The following is a 17,063-nucleotide window of genomic DNA, read 5'->3' on the forward strand; positions in this document are numbered from 1 at the left end:
GTCGCGCCCACAAACAAAAAGGGCCGGGAATCACCCCGGCCCTTCCATTCGCTTCCCAATCCGATCAGGTCTGCGCCGCAGGCCCGCCAATCGCGCCCGGGCGCTCGCCGTCGTCCTTCGACGTCTTGCCCGACTTCGACCAGTCCGCCGGCGGGCCCGGCACACGGCCGGCCATGATGTCGTCGATCTGGTGCGCGTCGATGGTCTCGTACAGCAGCAGCGCATCGGCCATCGCGTGCAGCCTGTCGAGATTGCCCTTGAGGATCTCGGTGGTGCGGCCGTAGGCCCTGTCGAGGATATCGCGCACGACCTCGTCGATCTTGCGCGCGGTCTCGTTGGAGACGTTCTTGTGCTGCGTCACCGAGCGGCCCAGGAACACCTCGTCCTCTTCCTCGCCGAAGGTGATCGGACCCAGTTCGGACAGGCCCCACTTGGTGACCATGTTGCGCGCCATCTTGGTCGCGCGCTCGATGTCGTTGGAGGCACCGGTGGTGACCTTGTCGACGCCGAAGATCAGCTCCTCGGCAACGCGGCCGCCATACAGCGAGCACAACTGCGATTCGATCGCGGTGCGGTTGTAGCTGTACTTGTCGCCCTCGGGCAGGTACATGGTCACGCCCAGCGCGCGACCGCGCGGAATGATCGTGACCTTGTAGACCGGGTCGTGCTCGGGAACCATGCGACCGACGATCGCGTGGCCGGCCTCGTGGTAGGCGGTCAGCTTCTTCTCGTCCTCGCTCATCGCCATCGAGCGGCGCTCGGCGCCCATCAGGATCTTGTCGCGCGCCTTGTCGAAGTGCTCCATGCGCACGTCCTTGGCGTTCTCGCGCGCGGCGAACAGGGCGGCCTCGTTGCAGAGGTTGGCCAGGTCGGCGCCGGAGAAACCCGGGGTGCCACGGGCGATCGTCATCGGCTCGACGTCGTCGTGCAGCGGCAGCTTGCGCATGTGCACGCGCAGGATCTGCTCGCGGCCCTTCACGTCCGGCAGGCCGACCACGACCTGGCGGTCGAAACGGCCCGGACGCAGCAGCGCCGGGTCGAGCACGTCGGGACGGTTGGTCGCGGCGATCACGATCACGCCCTCGCCACCCTCGAAGCCGTCCATCTCGACCAGCAACTGGTTGAGGGTCTGCTCGCGCTCGTCATGACCACCGCCGAGGCCGGCGCCGCGATGGCGGCCGACCGCGTCGATTTCGTCGATGAAGATGATGCACGGCGCGTGTTTCTTGGCCTGCTCGAACATGTCGCGAACGCGGCTGGCGCCGACGCCGACGAACATCTCGACGAAGTCGGAACCGGAAATGCTGAAGAACGGCACCTTGGCCTCGCCGGCGATGGCGCGGGCGAGCAGGGTCTTGCCGGTACCGGGCGGGCCGACCATCAGCACGCCGCGCGGAATCTTGCCGCCGAGCTTCTGGAACTTGGACGGGTCGCGCAGGAACTCGACCAGCTCGCCGACTTCTTCCTTGGCCTCGTCGCAACCGGCGACGTCGGCCAGGGTGACCTTGACCTGGTCCTCGCCCTGCAACTTGGCGCGCGAACGGCCGAAGCTCATCGCGCCCTTGCTGCCGCCCTGCTGCATCTGCCGCATGAAATACACCCAGATGCCGATGAACAGCAGCCATGGGAGCACGTTGATGATGATGTAGAGCAGCGACGGCCCGCTCTGCGGCGGCGCCTGGTCGATGACGACCTTGTGCGAGATCAGGTCGTTGATGAGGTATTCGTCGCCGGGGCTGTAGGTGACGAACTTGCTGCCATCCTTGCGCTCACCATTGATGGTGGTCCGATCGTCGCCGATCTTGACCTCCTTCACGCGGTCCTGCTGAACCTGCTGGACGAACTGGTCGTAGGCGAGCGTCTCGCTGCCTGCCGCGCGCGGTCCGAACGCCTGGAACACCACCATCAATACGACGGCGACGATTACCCAGAGCAGCAGATTCTTGGCCAAGTCGTTCATCAATTCCTACCTGTCGCCCTCATGGCGTGGTTACAGCGGGGGCGGCGCCGGGGCGCCTGTACATCTCGGGGTTGTCGCACATTACTTCATAACCGCGCGCTTGCCCTGTGCCAGCGCGTACACCTCGGGCGAGCGCTTGCGCGATGCCTCCGGCTTGCGGATGACGACCTTGTCGTAGCGTCGCCGCAGCTCCTTCACGTACTCGTCGAAGCCCACCCCCTGGAACAGCTTGATCAGGAAGTTGCCGCCGGTACGCAGGTGCTGGTCGGCGAAGTCCATCGCCAGTTCGGACAGGTACATCGCCCGCGGCATGTCGACCGCATCCACACCGCTCTTATTGGGGGCCATATCCGACAGGACAAGGTCCACGCGCTGGCCCTCCAGGGAGGCGACCAGCTGCGATAGGACCTCATCCTCCCTGAAATCGCCATGAAGGAACTCGACCCCGGCCAGCGAGGGCATCTCGAGGATGTCCAGGGCGATCACCCGGCCCGGCCGGGCCGGATCCAGGCGGTCGAGCTCCCCGCGCAGCCACTGCGACCAGCCGCCAGGGGCGGCGCCGAGGTCGACCACGACCATTCCGGGCTTCAGCAGGCGGTCACGCTCGACCAGTTCCTCGAGCTTGTAGGCCGCGCGCGAGCGCAGTCCTTCCGCCTTGGCCTTCTTCACGAAGGGGTCGGAGAAATGTTCCTTGAGCCAGCGCTGGCTGGATTTGCTGCGAGTCGCCATCGGGCGTGGGGTGCCGGCGTGGAGGGGCCGTGGGGGCCGTGGGGGCGGTCATGATACCCTGCGCAGCCTACCCCCATGCTCCCCGTGCCCCAATGCAGACCGTCCTGACCGCCGCCCAGACCCGTTTCCTGCGCGGCCAGGCCCATGATCTGAAGGCCATGCTGCAGGTTGGCGGCAAGGGCGTGACCGAGTCGCTGATCGCCGAGGTCGCCCTGGCCCTGGAGCATCACGAGCTGATCAAGATCAAGGTCGCCGCCGAAGATCGCGACGCCCGCGACGCCATGATCGACGACATCGCCGCGCGCACCGGCGCTGCCCTGGTGCAGCGCATCGGCCACACCGCGATCCTGTACAAGCCCAGCCAGGACCGTCGCCAGATCGTGCTTCCGCGCGCCTGACCCCCGGCTCGAAGCGAGCGTCCTTCGCCGATGCAGCTCAACCTCGAACATCCCGACCAGGCGTTCTACCTGCGTGCCGCCGACGGCGCCTCGGCGCTGGTCAACGATCGCCGGCTGTATTCGAGTTTCATTCTTTCGCCCGACCGCCTGGTCGAGGACTGGCCCGTGCTTTCGGTCAAGGCGATCACCGCGCAGGACCTGGAGCCGGCGCTGGCGCTGGATCCGGAAGTGATCCTGCTCGGCAGCGGCGCCACCCAGGTGTTCCCGACGCCTGCCGTCATGGCCGCCTGCCTGGGCCGCGGCGTCGGCCTGGAAACCATGACCAATGCCGCCGCCGCGCGCACGTTCAACGTGCTGGCCGGTGAAGGCCGGCGCGTGGTCGCGGCCTTCGTGCTCAATCCCTGACGGCGGCGGTTACTTCTTCGGCAGGTACAGCAGCGGGTCGACCGGCTTGCCGTTGTAGCGGACTTCGAAGTGCAGCATCTCGCGCGGTGCGCCGCTGCGGCCCATCTCGGCAATCTGCTGCCCGGCCTTGACCAGCTGGCCTTCGTTGACCAGGCGATTGCGGTTGTGGCCATAGGCCGACAGCCACTGTTCGTTGTGCTTGATGATGATCAGCTCGCCGTAGCCGACCAGGCCCGAACCGGAATACACCACCACGCCATCGGCGGCCGCGCGCACCGGTGCACCGCTGCTGCCGGCGATGTCGATGCCCTGCTTGGTGGGTTCGCCGGCGACGTAGCGGCCGATCAGCTCACCGTCGGCAGGCCAGCGCCAGTTGAATCCGCTGGCGACCGGGGCCGCCTGCGGCGGAGGCGGCGTGGTGGCCGGCGGACGAGGAGTGGCGACTGGCGGCTTGCCCGTGGATGCCGGCCGCGGTGCGGCGGCGCCACCGGAGCTGGCAACCGGGTTGTTGCTGCCCGAACCCTGCGGATACAGGCGCAGGCGCTGGCCCGGATAGATCGTGTAAGGCGCGGGAATGCCGTTCCAGGCCGCCAGGTCGACGGCGCGGATGCCGTTGCTGGAGGCCACGCGGTACATCGTGTCGCCGCGCTGCACGACCACCGTCTTGCCGTATTTCGGAACCGAGGGCTTCACGGTCGTGGCGGTGGAACCGCCGCCCGGAGCGCGGGTGACCTTCGTGCTCGCGCAACCGCCCACGGCGGTGGCCAGCAATGCGGCGATGAGGAATGGGCGTGCAACTGCGCTCATGCGTGCTGGTGTCCTGCTTGCGCTCATGCTGCGAACTTGGCCTTCCATACCAGCCACGCCACCAGCGCGGCCAGCAACAGCAGCGCCGCCCAGCCGATCGGTTCGATATAGCGGCGCAGCGCCGTTTCCGCACGCGGCCCGCCGATGCGGATCGCGGCGGCGAGCAGGAACACGCGCTTTCCGCGGCCGATCGCCATGCTCAGGATGTATTGCAGCATGGGCACGCCGACGATGCCCGACGCCCAGGTGAAGATCTTCATCGGAATCGGCATGAAGCCGCCGAGGACGAGGAAGGTGAAGACCGCCCACGGCGACTCCGCCATCTTCGCCTGGACGATGCGGATGCCAGCCTCGATGGAATCGAGCATGCCCAGCGAGGCAAACAGCGGCTTGATCGCCTCGAAGGCGTAGTGGCCCAGCGCGTAACCGACCAGCGCCCCCAGCATCGAGCCGGCGAGGCTGAGCGTGGCGAACCAGAACGCACGCTGGGGCTTGGCCACGCACATCGGCGCGAGCATCACTTCCGGCATCACCGGGAAAATGATGGCTTCGACGAAACTCAGGCCGAAGAGGTAGGCAGGTGCATGGCGATGGCGCGCCCAGGTGATGGTGCGCTCGTACAGCGGTCCAAAGATCTTCAACGCCAGTCCTTCCGGTGCGTTACCTGGGTGGTTGCCGGTGCGGTGTTCAATCGATCATCCCTGACAGCAGCGGCACGAATACGACCGGAGCCAGCGTGTGCTGGGTGATGACGCCCTCGGCGTCCTTGTGCAGCTTGAGCAGCGATTGCGACGATGCACCGCCGACCGGTGCGATCAGCGTCCCGCCCGCGGCCAGCTGCGTGGTCAGCGACTCGACCAGTGCAGGCGCGGCCGCGGTGACGATGATGGCGTCGAACGGTCCGTTTTCGGCCCAGCCGATGCGGCCGTCGTCGTGCTTGCTGCGGATGTTCATGCCGAGCTGGCGGAAGCGCTTGCGCGCGGTGCGCAGCAGCTCGCCGATGCGCTCCACGGTGTGCACCTCCAGGCCCAGCGCGGCCAGGACGGCGGCCTGGTAGCCCGAGCCGGTGCCGATCTCCAGCACCTTCTTCGGTTCGGCCTCGAGCACGGCCTCGGTCATCTTCGCCACCACCCAGGGTTGCGAGATGGTCTGGCCGTGGCCGATCGGCAGCGCGGTGTCCTCGTAGGCGCGGGTCGCCAGCGCCTCGTCGACGAACAGATGGCGCGGCACGGTGCGGATGGCGTTGAGCACGCGCTCGTCGCGGATGTCGTTCTCGCGCAGGCGTTCGACCAGCCGGTCGCGGACCCGCTGCGAGGTCATTCCCGAGCCGATGGCTTCGGGCTGCAGGCGCATGCGCAACGTCATGCGCCCTGCCCCTGCCGGACCGTGCCGCGGTCGAGCGACACCGCCAGCCCGTCGACCCAGCTGGCCACCTGGTCGAGCGCCTGGTAGCGGGTCAGGTCGACATGGATCGGGGTGATCGAGATGTTGCCGGTGCGCAGCGCATGGAAATCGGTGCCCGGGCCGGCGTCCTGTTCCTGGCCTGCAGCGCCGATCCACCACCACTCGCGGCCGCGCGGATCGTGCTGCGGGATGCAGGCCTCGGCACGATGGCGATTGCCCAGGCGGGTGACTTCGAAGCCACGGACCTCGTCCCAGGGCAGGTCGGGCACGTTGACATTGAGGATGGTGTCGGCCGGCAGCGGGTCCACACGCAGGCGGGCAATGATCTCGACCGCGGCGCGCGCGGCGGTCTCGTAATGGCGGCCGGTGTGGTCGACGGTCTGCAGCGACATCGCCACGGCCGGCAGGCCGAGGAAGCGCCCTTCCATCGCCGCGGCGACGGTGCCCGAATAGATCACGTCGTCGCCAAGGTTGGCGGTGTTGTTGATGCCCGACACGACGATGTCCGGCTCGACCTCGAGCATGCCGGTGATCGCCACGTGCACGCAGTCGGTGGGGGTGCCGTAGACGCGCCAGGTCGATTCGTCGAGCCGCTGGACGCGCACGGGCGCATCCAGGGTGAGCGAATTGCTGGCGCCGGAGCGGTCCCGGTCGGGGGCGACCACCAGCACCTCATGGCCGGCGGCACGCAGGCCTTCGGCGAGGACGCGGATACCGGGGGCGTCGACGCCGTCGTCGTTGCTGACCAGAACTCGCATGAACTCCCTTGATGGTGGATTGACCGCCGGATGCAGGCGGCCCGGCGCGATGTGAATGCGCCTGCCGGACCGTGCGGTACCCATGATAGCCGATGGGGATCGGCCGGCATGCCCGGCGCCGGCGCGCGATCCACTTCGCCTAGACTTGCGGCATGTCCGACAAGCGCGACGAAGACGACGACGCCGAACTGTTCCGCGCCGCGATTGGCCCGGTGCGGCGGCTGCGCGACACCACGCCGCCACCGGCCGCGCCCAAGCCCCGTCCGCGCGCCCGTATGGCCGAGCGCGACGAGGCCCACGCCCGCGAACAGTTCCGCCATGCCCTGGATGAACACCCGCTCGATGCCGGCGACGCCCTCTCCTACCGCCGCGATGAAATCTCGCCGCGGCTGCTGCAGAAGCTCAAGCGTGGCGAGATCTCGGCGCAGGAGGAACTCGACCTGCACGGCGCCGACGCGCGCGAGGCCGAGCAGTTGCTGCGCGCATTCCTGCACGACGCCCGCCTGCACGGCGTGGGCTGCGTGCGCGTGATTCACGGCAAGGGGTTGCACGGCAAGGCATTGCACGGCGCCGCCTCGATAGCGAGCAGCGGCGCGCCCGTGCTGAAGAACCTGGTCGACCGCATGCTGCGTCAGCGCGCGGACGTCCTGGCTTTCCACTCCGCACCGCCCCCGCAGGGCGGCACCGGAGCGGTGCTGGTACTGCTCGCGCCCCGTCGCCTTCGCTCGTCCTGAGCCCGGCAACCGGGACGCCAGGCAGTGGTGTTACTGGTGACCGGTTTCCTGCGCGACCTGCTCGGCCGTCTTGCGCGGCGAGTTCACCCACACCACGTCGATACCGCGGCGGCGGGCGACGCGTTCGACATAGGCGATGTAAGCCTCGTCGTTGTCCATGATCGACGGTGCTTTCGGCTCGGGCACATAGGCGGTCCTGCTCTGCATGCCGGCACAGGCCGCCAGGCCGAGGACCGACACCAACACAGCCATGCGTAACGATGCGTTCATGACGACATCTCCATGACGTGATCGCCGTACCCGACGGGTACGACGGCACAAGGCCAAAAACACCTTGTACGATTTCGGCTTATACGCCGGCGCTTTAGGCGCACCAGTGCCAGCAGATGCTTTCCGACGAACGGTCGAAGTTACCCGTTCAGCCGCCACGACCGAGCGCGAGAACGTCACCCAGTTCGGCCAGAACGACAGTGGCATAAGTACCGGGTGGAAGGCTGAAAGCCAACTGGAGTACATCGCCGTCGAGCCACTGCCAGGTCAGGTCGGCCGGCTTCAGGCGCAGCGCGCGCCGCTCCTGTTTCAGGCCTTCGGCCTCCAGGCCTGCACGCAACGCGACAGCGTCTTCGTCGGACATCGCCGCAAGTTCAACGGCCGCCGCCGCACCCTGGCTGCGCAGGTCGCCCTTCCCCCACAGCGCGCCGCTGGGATGGATGTCGAACGCGGCCAGGCGTTGCGCAAGTTCGTCGCTGAAAGGTTCCGGCCCGAACACGCTGCGGCTGCCGTCGAGCAACCAGACCTCACCGTCCATGGCCTGGTTCCAGCTGCCGGACTCCACGCGCGCCGCCAGTGCGCGGTTGAACAACTCCGAACGCGCGGCCGAGATCAGCAGCGTGCGCTGCTCGCGGCGCACGCGCCGGCCGGCGAACATCGCCAGCGCGTTGGCGACGTTGTCGCCTTCGCGGCCGAAGCGCTGCTCGCCAAAGTAGTTGGGCACGCCGTGCGCCGCGATGGCCTGCAGCCGCGATTCGATCGCGCCGCGCTCGCCGGCGACTTCGCGCAGCACCAGCACGAAGCGGTTGCCGGCCAGCGCGCCGCGCGGCAGCTTGCGCGAATGCCAGGCGTTATCGAGCACACGCAGGCGCTCGCCGCCGTCCTCACCGGTCGCCAGCGTCGCCAGGTCGGGCGCCACGCGCTTGGGCAGGTGCACGCTGAAACGCTGCCGGGTCACGGCATTGCGGTCCTTGAGGCCGGCATAGCCGATCGCGACCTCACCCACGCCAGCCCATTCGGCGATGCGCCGTGCGGCGAAGGCGGTGTTCACGCCGCGCTTCTCGATGGTCAGCAGCAGGTGCTCGCCGCTGCCGCTGGGTTCGAAGCCGGACAGCTCCTCGACCAGGAAATCCTCGGCCGTGGTGCGCATGTTGGCGCTCAGCACCGGCTCGCCGTGCGCGCGCGGCAGCCTCGGCTCCTGCGCGTTCACGCGCGCACCAGCAGGCACACGGCCATCGCCGCGATGCCCTCGCCACGACCGGTGAAGCCGAGCTTCTCGGTGGTGGTGGCCTTGATGCTGACCGCGTCCTCGGCCAGGCCGAGATCGCCCGCCAGGAGGTGCCGCATCGCCGCAGCATGCGGGCCGACCTTGGGGCGTTCGCAGATCACGGTGATGTCGGCGTTGCCGAGCAGCCAGCCGCGTTCGGCGATGAGCGATTGGCAGTGGCGCAGGAAGGCGCGGCTGTCGGCGCCTTTCCACTGCGGGTCACCCGGCGGGAAGTGCTGGCCGATGTCGCCCAGCGCAAGCGCGCCGAGCATCGCGTCGCACAGCGCGTGGATGACGACGTCGCCGTCGGAGTGGGCCACGATGCCGCGGTCGTGCGGCACGCGCACGCCGCCGAGCATGACGTGATCGCCGTCGCCGAAGGCGTGTACGTCGACTCCCTGGCCGATGCGCATATTCATCTGTTCTGCCTCAACCCCGGTTGGAAATCAGATACCGCGCCAACGCCAGATCCGCCGGCGTCGTCACCTTGAGGTTGTCCTCGCGGCCTTCGACCAGCGCCGGATGGGCGCCAGCGCGCTCCATCGCCATCGCCTCGTCGGTGACCACGATGCCGGCCGCTTTCGCCTGCTCCAGCGCGGCCGTCAACGCGCCGCGGCGGAATGCCTGCGGCGTGAACGCTCGCCACAAGCGCTCGCGTGGCTCGGTGGCGGCGATGTTCGCCGCGCCGTCCGCGCGCTTGAGGGTGTCGCGCACCGGCGCGCCGAGAATGGCGCCGTCGGCATGGGCACTGGCCGAGGCGATCAGGCGATCGAGGTCCTCGCGGCGCAGGTTCGGCCGCGCCGCGTCGTGCACCAGCACCAGCGCGTCGCTGCCGACATCGGCGGGCAGCGCCTGCAATGCCGCCAGCACCGAATCGGCGCGCTCGCCGCCGCCGACGCAGCGCAACACCGGCTTGCCGTGCAGGTTGGCCCAGCCGGGCCAGAGCGCGTCATTGTTCGACAACGCGACCACGGCGCCTGCAATGCGCGGGTGCGAGAGCAGCGCATCGAGTGCGTGTGCGATCAGCGGGCGACCGGCGATCTCGAGGTACTGCTTCGGGGTCTCGCCGCCGAAGCGCGAGCCACGACCGGCAGCGGGAATGACGGCCCAGATCACGGGGCTACTCGCTTTTCGGCTCGGTGCCCGCTTCCGGCGCCGGCGCCGTGCCTTCCGGCTCGACCACGCGATAGAACGTCTCGCCCGGCTTGATCATGCCCAGCTCGCTGCGCGCGCGCTCCTCCACCGCCGCCTCGCCGGACTTGAGGTCCTCGACTTCGGCGGCGAGCGCGTCGTTGCGCTGCTGCATGCCCTGGTTCTCGTGCGACTGCTGCTGCACCTGCTGCTGCAGGCGGGCGACCGAGCGGCTGCCGCCCTCGCCCACCCACAGCCGGTACTGCAGGAACACCAGCAGTCCGGCCAGTGCCAGCAGCAGCAGTCGCAAGCCGCGCATTCGCCGGGTCTCCTGGCTCAGCGCTTGAGCGAGATGAAGGCGTCGCGGCCGGCGTACTTCGCCGCCGCACCCAGCTGCTCTTCGATGCGCAGCAGCTGGTTGTACTTGGCGACGCGGTCACTGCGGCACAGCGAGCCGGTCTTGATCTGGGTCGCGGTGGTGGCCACCGAGATGTCGGCGATGGTGGTGTCCTCGGTTTCGCCCGAGCGGTGCGAGACGATCGAGGCGTAACGGTTGGCGTCGGCCATCGCGATCGCTTCCAGGGTCTCGGTCAGGGTGCCGATCTGGTTGACCTTGATCAGGATGGCGTTGGCCACGCCCTTGTCGATGCCTTCCTGGAAGATCTTCGGGTTGGTCACGAACAGGTCGTCGCCGACCAGCTGCACCTTGTTGCCCACGCGCTCGGTCAGCAGCTTCCAGCCGGCCCAGTCGTTCTCGGCCATGCCGTCTTCGATGGTGATGATCGGGTACTGCGCGGCCCAGTTGGCGAGGAAGTCGACGAACTGCTCGCTGGTCAGGCGCTTGCCTTCACCGGTGAGGTTGTACTTGCCGTTCTCGAAGAACTCGCTGGAGGCGACGTCGAGGCCGAGCAGGATGTCTTCGCCGGCCTTGTAGCCGGCCTTGCCGATCGCCTCGAGGATGGTCTCGAGGGCTTCCTCGTTGCTGCGAAGGTCGGGGGCGAAACCGCCTTCGTCGCCCACCGCCGTGCTCAGGCCGCGGCCCTTGAGCACCGACTTGAGCGCGTGGAACACCTCGGTACCGGCGCGCAGCGCCTCGGCGAAGTTGTCCACGCCCACCGGCAGGATCATGAATTCCTGCAGGTCGACGTTGTTGTCGGCGTGCGCACCGCCGTTGATGATGTTCATCATCGGCACCGGCAGCACGGCCTCGCGGCCACCAGCCAGGTACTTCCACAGCGGCAGCTTCTTCGATGCGGCCATCGCGTGGGCATTGGCCAGCGACACGCCGAGCAGCGCGTTGGCGCCCAGGCGGCCCTTGTTCTCGGTGCCGTCGAGGTCGATCAGGCGGCGGTCGAGGCCGGCCTGGTCGGCGCCGTCGAAACCGGCCAGCGCCGTGGCGATCGCGCCGTTGACGTTCTCGACCGCCTTGCGCACGCCCTTGCCCAGGTAACGGGTCTTGTCGCCGTCGCGCAGCTCGACCGCTTCCTTGGTGCCGGTGGAGGCGCCGGACGGCACCATCGCGCGGCCGAAGCTGCCGTCGGCCAGGGTGACCTCGGCTTCGAGCGTGGGATTGCCGCGGCTGTCGAGGATCTCGCGGGCGTGGACTTTGGCGATGGTCGTGGTCATGTCTTCGAGGGAATGGTCGTCGTGGGAATGGTCAAAGGGGGGCCGTGGCCAGAACGATGCCGGCCGGTCGGGCGCCAGCCGGGGACGATAGCCGAGTTGGGGCGGCGCCGCGCGGTGGCGGCGCCGGAACGAGGTCGCAGGAGGCGGCGGCGCCCGGCATGATCAGGCGTCGGATTCCAGGAAACCGTTGCGCTTGGTGATCTCGTCGAGCTGCTTGAGCGTCTCCAGCAGCGCGCGCATCTTCGGCAGCGGCCAGGCGTTGGGGCCGTCGGACAGCGCCTCGTCCGGGACCGGGTGGGTCTCCATGAAGATGCCGGCGATGCCGACCGCCATCGCCGCACGCGCCAGCACCGGCACGAACTCGCGCTGGCCGCCGCTCTTGCCGTCGGCGCCGCCGGGCAGCTGCACCGAGTGGGTTGCGTCGAACACCACCGGGCAGTTGGTATCGCGCATCACGCTCAGCGAGCGCATGTCCGAGACCAGGTTGTTGTAGCCGAAGCTGGCGCCGCGCTCGCAGGCCATGATCAGCTCGTTGCCGGTCGCCTTGGCCTTGTTGGTGACGTGCTTCATCTCCCACGGCGAGAGGAACTGGCCCTTCTTGATGTTCACCGGCAGGCCGGTACGGGCCACGTTCTGGATGAAGTCGGTCTGGCGGCACAGGAACGCCGGGGTCTGCAGCACGTCGACGACGCTGGCGACCTCGTTCATCGGCGTGTATTCGTGCACGTCGGTCAGCACCGGCACGCCGATCTGCTTCTTCACTTCGGCCAGCACCTTCAGGCCCTCTTCCAGGCCGGGGCCGCGGAAGCTGGTGCCGGAGGTGCGGTTGGCCTTGTCGAAGCTGGACTTGAAGACGAAGTTGATGCCCAGCTCGGACGTGATCTCCTTGAGCTTGCCGGCAACGTCGAGCTGCAGTTGCATCGACTCGATCACGCACGGACCGGCGATCAGGAAGAAAGGTTGGTCGAGGCCGACTTCGAATCCGCAAAGTTTCATGCTTTGTGCTCTGAAGCCCTCCCCTTCAAGGGGAGAGTTGGGAGGGGATGGGTTACAGGCGTCGAATCACTCGGTCGCTTCTTTCAGCAGCCTTCCACCGGCCTGCGCCTTGTGCTCGCGCGCAGCGCGGACGAAACCGATGAACAACGGATGGCCGTCGCGCGGCGTCGACAGGAACTCCGGGTGCGCCTGGCAGGCCAGGAACCACGGGTGCTTGTCGCGCGGCAGCTCGACCATCTCCACCAGCAGGTCGTCCATCGACTTGGCCGAGATCACCAGGCCGGCGTCCTCGAGCTGGCTGCGGTAGCGGTTGTTGAACTCGTAGCGATGGCGATGGCGCTCGGCGACCACGTCGGCGCCGTAGACCTCGCGCGCCAGCGTCGCCGGCTTCAGGCGCTGCTCCTGCAGGCCCAGGCGCATGGTGCCGCCCAGGTCGCTGTCTTCACTGCGGCGCTCGATCTCGCCGGTGGCGGTGCGCCATTCGGTGATCAGGCCGATCACCGGATGCGGGCTGGCCTTGTCGTTCTCGGTGCTGTTGGCGCCGTCGAGACCGCCCAGGTGGCGGGCGACGTCGACCACCGCCGCCTGCATGCCGTAGCAGATGCCGAAGTACGGCACGCCGGCTTCACGCGCGTACTTGGCGGTGAGCACCTTGCCTTCGAAACCGCGGTCGCCGAAACCGCCCGGCACGAGGATGCCGTCGACGTCCTTGAGCGAACTGACGCCCTCCTCTTCGATCTCGCTCGATTCGAGCCACTTCAGCTTGACCTTGGTGCGCTGGCGCAGGCCGCCGTGCTTGAGCGCCTCGGCCAGCGACTTGTAGGCGTCCTGGTGGTCGATGTACTTGCCGACCACCGCAATGCGGACTTCGTCGACCGGATGCTCGCTGGCATCGACCACTTCGTCCCATTCGGTCAGGTCGGCCGGGCCGGCGTTGATGCGCAGGCGGTCGAGCACGATCGCGTCCAGGCCTTCCTCGTGGAAGCGGCGCGGCATCTTGTAGATGTTGTCCAGGTCGACGGCCGAAATGACGGCGCGCTCGGGAACGTTGGTGAACAGCGCGATCTTGCGACGCTCGCTGTCGGGCAGCGGCTGCTCGCTGCGGCACAGCAGCACGTCGGGCTGGATGCCGATCGAACGCAGCTCCTTGACCGAGTGCTGGGTCGGCTTGGTCTTGAGCTCGCCGGCGGCGGCGATGTACGGCACCAGGGTCAGGTGCATGAACAACGCGCCTTCCGAGCCACGCTCGCTGCGGATCTGGCGAATGGCTTCAAGGAACGGCAGCGACTCGATGTCGCCGACCGTGCCGCCGACCTCGACCAGGGCCACGTCGAAGCCTTCGGTGGCCTCGATGATGCAGCGCTTGATCTCGTCGGTGATGTGCGGGATCACCTGCACGGTGCCGCCCAGGTAGTCGCCGCGGCGCTCCTTGCGGATCACGTTGTCGTAGATGCGACCGGTGGTGATCGAATTCTTGCGGCTCAGGCGGTTGCGCAGGTAGCGCTCGTAGTGGCCCAGGTCCAGGTCGGTCTCGGCGCCGTCGTCGGTGACGTACACCTCGCCGTGCTGGAACGGGCTCATCGTGCCCGGATCGACGTTGATGTAGGGGTCGAGCTTCATCATCGTCACGCGCAGGCCGCGTGCTTCGAGGATGGCCGCCAGCGAGGCTGCCGCAATGCCCTTGCCAAGCGAGGACACCACGCCGCCGGTGACGAAAATCAGGGGAGTCATGGTTTTGCTACCGCTGGAAAGCCATAGTCTACAGGCTGCGTCGCTTTCCGGCGAGCCGTCCGGGCTCCGCAGGGCCGTTCAGATGGCCTGAAAACACTTCCACCCTTCGACTTCGGCCTGCGGCCTACGCTCAGGACGAACGGTGGTGGGAAGGCTACGGCCTGCGCGCTCAGGACGAACGGTGGGGGAAGGCTACGGCCTGCGCGCTCAGGACGAACGGTGGGGGAAGGCTACGGCCTGCGCGCTCAGGACGAACGGTGGGGGGAAGATTCCGTTCGTCCTGAGCGTAGGCGCATGGCGCCGAAGTCGAAGGACCTGCCGCAACCTCACAAACGGCGACGCCCCGGCAAGCCGGGGCGTCGCGGGTCAAGCCTGTTGAGCCGGACGGCTCAGCGGTCGTCCTCTTCCTCCGGCTCGACCTCCGGCCGGGACTTGGACTTGTCCTTCTTGCCGGCCTTGTTGGCGTCGGACTGGCCCTTGTCGGCCTTGCCGGCCTGCGCTGCATCGGCCTTCTGGGCCTGGGCAGCCTGTTCCTTGGCCTTGGCGTCGGCCTGGGCGTCATGCTGCTGCGCGAGAGCCAGCGGCGACGCGAGGATCGCGGCGATCAGGCTGGGGAGCAGAAGCTTGCGGGTATTCATGCGAAGAACCTCCTGGGGAACAGTTGCGACTTCGGCGTCACCATCTTACTTGCGTAACGCGTCACGGGACGCGGGGTTGACGACCGGGCGAACCCTAGCCGCGCGCACCCGAGCCGGGACTGAACGGCCTGCGCGAACTCGCCTGGACGCCGTCGCGGCACCCTCCCGATGTGCGGCCGGAACCCTGATGCTTCAAGGGCGCACGTCGCGGGCCGGAGCGCGCGGTTGAATTTCCGTCGCCACACGCCGACCATCCCCGCTCCTGTCCCCCGCGCTGTCGTGCCCAGAATGAGTTCCCGTTACAACGCAGCTGATATCGAAGTCCTGTCCGGCCTGGATCCCGTCAAGCGCCGGCCCGGCATGTACACCGACACCACGCGCCCGAACCACCTGGCGCAGGAAGTCATCGACAACGCGGTCGACGAGGCGCTCGCCGGCCACGCCCGCTTCATCGAGGTCACCCTGCACAGCGACGGCAGCTGCTCGGTCGGCGACGACGGCCGCGGCATGCCGGTGGACATCCACCCCGAGGAGAAGATCCCGGGCGTGGAGCTGATCCTCACGCGCCTCCACGCCGGCGGCAAGTTCAGCAACAAGAACTACACCTTCTCCGGCGGCCTGCACGGCGTCGGCGTCAGCGTGGTCAATGCGCTGTCGACCCTGGTCGATGTGCGCATCAAGCGCGACGGCAACGAATACCGGATGACGTTCAACAACGGCGACCGCGCCACGCCGCTGGAAGTCATCGGCACCGTCGGCAAGAAGAACACCGGCACGCGCGTGCACTTCTGGCCCGACCCGAAGTACTTCGACACGCCCAAGTTCAACCTGCGCTCGCTGCGCCACCTGCTGCGCGCCAAGGCCGTGCTGTGCCCGGGCCTGACCGTGCGCCTGTTTGATGAGGCCAGCGACGAGCGCAACGAGTGGTACTACGAGGATGGCCTGCGCGACTATCTGCGTGGCGAACTCAGTGAACGCGAGCTGCTGCCGCCGGACCTGTTCGTCGGCAAGCTGACCAAGGACACCGAGACCGCCGACTGGGCGGTGGCGTGGGTTCCCGACGGCGAGCTGGTGCAGGAAAGTTACGTCAACCTGATCCCGACCGCGCAGCACGGCACCCACGTCAATGGCCTGCGCACCGGCTTCACCGATGCGCTGCGCGAGTTCTGCGACTTCCGCAACCTGTTGCCGCGCGGCGTAAAGCTGGCGCCGGAAGATGTGTGGGATCGCGTCGCCTTCGTGCTCAGCATCAAGATGACCGACCCGCAGTTCAGCGGCCAGACCAAGGAGCGGTTGTCGTCGCGCCAGGCGGCCGGCTTCGTCGAGGGCGCCGCGCACGATGCGTTCTCGCTGTGGCTCAACCAGCACACCGAGATGGGCGAGCGGATCGCGCAACTGGCGATCGAGCGCGCGAGCGCGCGCCTGAAGACCGAGAAGCAGGTCATCCGCAAGAAGATCACCCAGGGCCCTGCCCTGCCCGGCAAGCTGGCCGACTGCAGCAGCCAGGACCTGTCGCGCACCGAACTGTTCCTGGTCGAAGGCGATTCGGCCGGCGGCAGCGCGCGCCAGGCCCGAGACAAGGACTTCCAGGCGATCCTGCCGCTGCGCGGCAAGATCCTCAACACCTGGGAAGTCGCCTCCGGCAGCGTGCTGGCATCGCAGGAAGTGCATGACCTCGCCGTCGCGATTGGTTGCGACCCGGGCAAGGACGACCTGTCGGGCCTGCGCTACGGCAAAGTCATCATCCTCGCCGACGCCGACTCCGACGGCCTGCACATCGCCACGCTGCTGACGGCGTTGTTCCTCAGGCACTTCCCGTCGCTGGTCTCGGCCGGGCACGTGTTCGTGGCGATGCCGCCGCTGTTCCGCGTCGACGTGGGCAAGCAGGTGTTCTACGCGCTGGACGAGGAAGAGAAGCGGATCCTGCTGGAGAAGATCGAGCGCGAGAAGGGCGACCGCAAGAAGGGCTTCAGCGGCCAGGTCAACACCACCCGCTTCAAGGGCCTGGGCGAGATGAACCCGTCGCAGCTGCGCGAGTCGACCATCCACCCCGACACCCGCCGCCTGGTCCAGCTGACCGTCGACGACGACGTGGAAACCCACTCGCTGATGGACATGCTGCTGGCCAAGAAGCGCGCCGGCGACCGCAAGCAGTGGCTGGAAACCAAGGGCGACCTGGCGACGCTGGAGGTCTGACGCTGCACCGCGC

General features: G+C 67.9%; 19 protein-coding genes. 4 read left to right on the forward strand and 15 right to left on the reverse strand.

Annotated features, from left to right (window positions below):
• Positions 1–64: 64 nt before the first annotated feature.
• Both ftsH and rlmE read right to left on the reverse strand, forming a co-directional pair.
• Entirely contained in the window at positions 65–1,960 is a 1,896-nt protein-coding gene (gene ftsH / locus AB4Y64_RS15865) for an ATP-dependent zinc metalloprotease FtsH (RefSeq protein ID WP_441817432.1), read from the reverse strand.
• Between the two features lie 81 nt (positions 1,961–2,041).
• Positions 2,042–2,689 carry a 23S rRNA (uridine(2552)-2'-O)-methyltransferase RlmE gene (gene rlmE / locus AB4Y64_RS15870; RefSeq protein WP_441817433.1) on the reverse strand — a complete coding sequence of 216 codons (648 nt, stop codon included), beginning with the start codon at positions 2,687–2,689 and terminating at the stop codon, positions 2,042–2,044.
• A 92-nt stretch (positions 2,690–2,781) separates the two neighbouring features.
• On the opposite strand from rlmE, the gene yhbY reads away from it, so the two are divergent.
• Positions 2,782–3,087 (forward strand): ribosome assembly RNA-binding protein YhbY, encoded by a 306-nt coding sequence (gene yhbY, locus AB4Y64_RS15875; RefSeq protein WP_441817434.1) that lies wholly within the window; start codon positions 2,782–2,784, stop codon positions 3,085–3,087.
• Positions 3,088–3,117: 30 nt separating this feature from the next.
• Entirely contained in the window at positions 3,118–3,492 is a 375-nt protein-coding gene (locus tag AB4Y64_RS15880; protein ID WP_441817435.1) for an Mth938-like domain-containing protein, read from the forward strand.
• Between the two features lie 9 nt (positions 3,493–3,501).
• On the opposite strand, the gene AB4Y64_RS15885 is transcribed toward AB4Y64_RS15880, so the two are convergent.
• From AB4Y64_RS15885 to surE, 4 genes are read right to left on the reverse strand one after another with little or no spacing between them, the layout of a single operon-like run.
• Complete coding sequence (locus tag AB4Y64_RS15885; RefSeq protein ID WP_441817436.1) at positions 3,502–4,299, reverse strand: peptidoglycan DD-metalloendopeptidase family protein; 798 nt, start codon at positions 4,297–4,299, stop codon at positions 3,502–3,504.
• A gap of 23 nt (positions 4,300–4,322) precedes the next feature.
• The gene (locus tag AB4Y64_RS15890; protein ID WP_441817437.1) at positions 4,323–4,940 is read right to left on the reverse strand and encodes a YqaA family protein; all 618 of its coding nucleotides are present in this window, start codon (positions 4,938–4,940) and stop codon (positions 4,323–4,325) included.
• A 46-nt stretch (positions 4,941–4,986) separates the two neighbouring features.
• Positions 4,987–5,664 (reverse strand): protein-L-isoaspartate(D-aspartate) O-methyltransferase, encoded by a 678-nt coding sequence (locus AB4Y64_RS15895; protein WP_441817438.1) that lies wholly within the window; start codon positions 5,662–5,664, stop codon positions 4,987–4,989.
• Entirely contained in the window at positions 5,661–6,461 is an 801-nt protein-coding gene (surE, locus tag AB4Y64_RS15900; RefSeq protein WP_441817439.1) for a 5'/3'-nucleotidase SurE, read from the reverse strand. The genes AB4Y64_RS15895 and surE overlap by 4 nt, the downstream gene beginning before the upstream one ends.
• 152 nt (positions 6,462–6,613) lie before the next feature.
• On the opposite strand from surE, the gene AB4Y64_RS15905 reads away from it, so the two are divergent.
• A complete protein-coding gene (locus AB4Y64_RS15905) occupies positions 6,614–7,195 on the forward strand; it encodes a Smr/MutS family protein (protein WP_441817440.1) in 582 nt (193 codons plus the stop codon).
• Between the two features lie 30 nt (positions 7,196–7,225).
• Here AB4Y64_RS15905 and AB4Y64_RS15910 read toward each other — a convergent pair whose 3' ends face one another.
• The 9 genes from AB4Y64_RS15910 to AB4Y64_RS15950 all read right to left on the reverse strand — a co-directional run bounded on the left by AB4Y64_RS15910 (position 7,226) and on the right by AB4Y64_RS15950 (position 14,854).
• A complete protein-coding gene (locus AB4Y64_RS15910) occupies positions 7,226–7,465 on the reverse strand; it encodes a hypothetical protein (protein WP_441817441.1) in 240 nt (79 codons plus the stop codon).
• A 148-nt stretch (positions 7,466–7,613) separates the two neighbouring features.
• Positions 7,614–8,675: a tRNA pseudouridine(13) synthase TruD gene (gene truD, locus AB4Y64_RS15915; RefSeq protein WP_441817442.1), complete on the reverse strand. Its 1,062-nt coding sequence runs from the start codon at positions 8,673–8,675 to the stop codon at positions 7,614–7,616.
• Positions 8,672–9,151 carry a 2-C-methyl-D-erythritol 2,4-cyclodiphosphate synthase gene (ispF, locus tag AB4Y64_RS15920; protein WP_441817443.1) on the reverse strand — a complete coding sequence of 160 codons (480 nt, stop codon included), beginning with the start codon at positions 9,149–9,151 and terminating at the stop codon, positions 8,672–8,674. Before ispF ends, truD begins: the two co-directional genes overlap by 4 nt.
• Positions 9,152–9,161: 10 nt before the next feature.
• Positions 9,162–9,848: a 2-C-methyl-D-erythritol 4-phosphate cytidylyltransferase gene (ispD, locus tag AB4Y64_RS15925; RefSeq protein WP_441817444.1), complete on the reverse strand. Its 687-nt coding sequence runs from the start codon at positions 9,846–9,848 to the stop codon at positions 9,162–9,164.
• 4 nt (positions 9,849–9,852) lie between these two features.
• Complete coding sequence (gene ftsB, locus AB4Y64_RS15930; RefSeq protein ID WP_441817445.1) at positions 9,853–10,182, reverse strand: cell division protein FtsB; 330 nt, start codon at positions 10,180–10,182, stop codon at positions 9,853–9,855.
• Between the two features lie 17 nt (positions 10,183–10,199).
• Positions 10,200–11,489: a phosphopyruvate hydratase gene (gene eno, locus AB4Y64_RS15935; protein ID WP_158731731.1), complete on the reverse strand. Its 1,290-nt coding sequence runs from the start codon at positions 11,487–11,489 to the stop codon at positions 10,200–10,202.
• A 162-nt stretch (positions 11,490–11,651) separates the two neighbouring features.
• Positions 11,652–12,485 carry a 3-deoxy-8-phosphooctulonate synthase gene (gene kdsA / locus AB4Y64_RS15940; RefSeq protein ID WP_441817446.1) on the reverse strand — a complete coding sequence of 278 codons (834 nt, stop codon included), beginning with the start codon at positions 12,483–12,485 and terminating at the stop codon, positions 11,652–11,654.
• A gap of 66 nt (positions 12,486–12,551) precedes the next feature.
• Complete coding sequence (locus tag AB4Y64_RS15945; RefSeq protein ID WP_441817447.1) at positions 12,552–14,216, reverse strand: CTP synthase; 1,665 nt, start codon at positions 14,214–14,216, stop codon at positions 12,552–12,554.
• Between the two features lie 389 nt (positions 14,217–14,605).
• Entirely contained in the window at positions 14,606–14,854 is a 249-nt protein-coding gene (locus tag AB4Y64_RS15950; protein WP_441817448.1) for a hypothetical protein, read from the reverse strand.
• 288 nt (positions 14,855–15,142) lie between these two features.
• Between AB4Y64_RS15950 and parE the strand changes: the two genes are divergently transcribed.
• The gene (gene parE, locus AB4Y64_RS15955; RefSeq protein ID WP_441817449.1) at positions 15,143–17,050 is read left to right on the forward strand and encodes a DNA topoisomerase IV subunit B; all 1,908 of its coding nucleotides are present in this window, start codon (positions 15,143–15,145) and stop codon (positions 17,048–17,050) included.
• Positions 17,051–17,063: the final 13 nt, after the last annotated feature.

This window comes from Lysobacter sp. TAF61, from assembly GCF_052113485.1.
GTDB lineage: Bacteria > Pseudomonadota > Gammaproteobacteria > Xanthomonadales > Xanthomonadaceae > Lysobacter_J.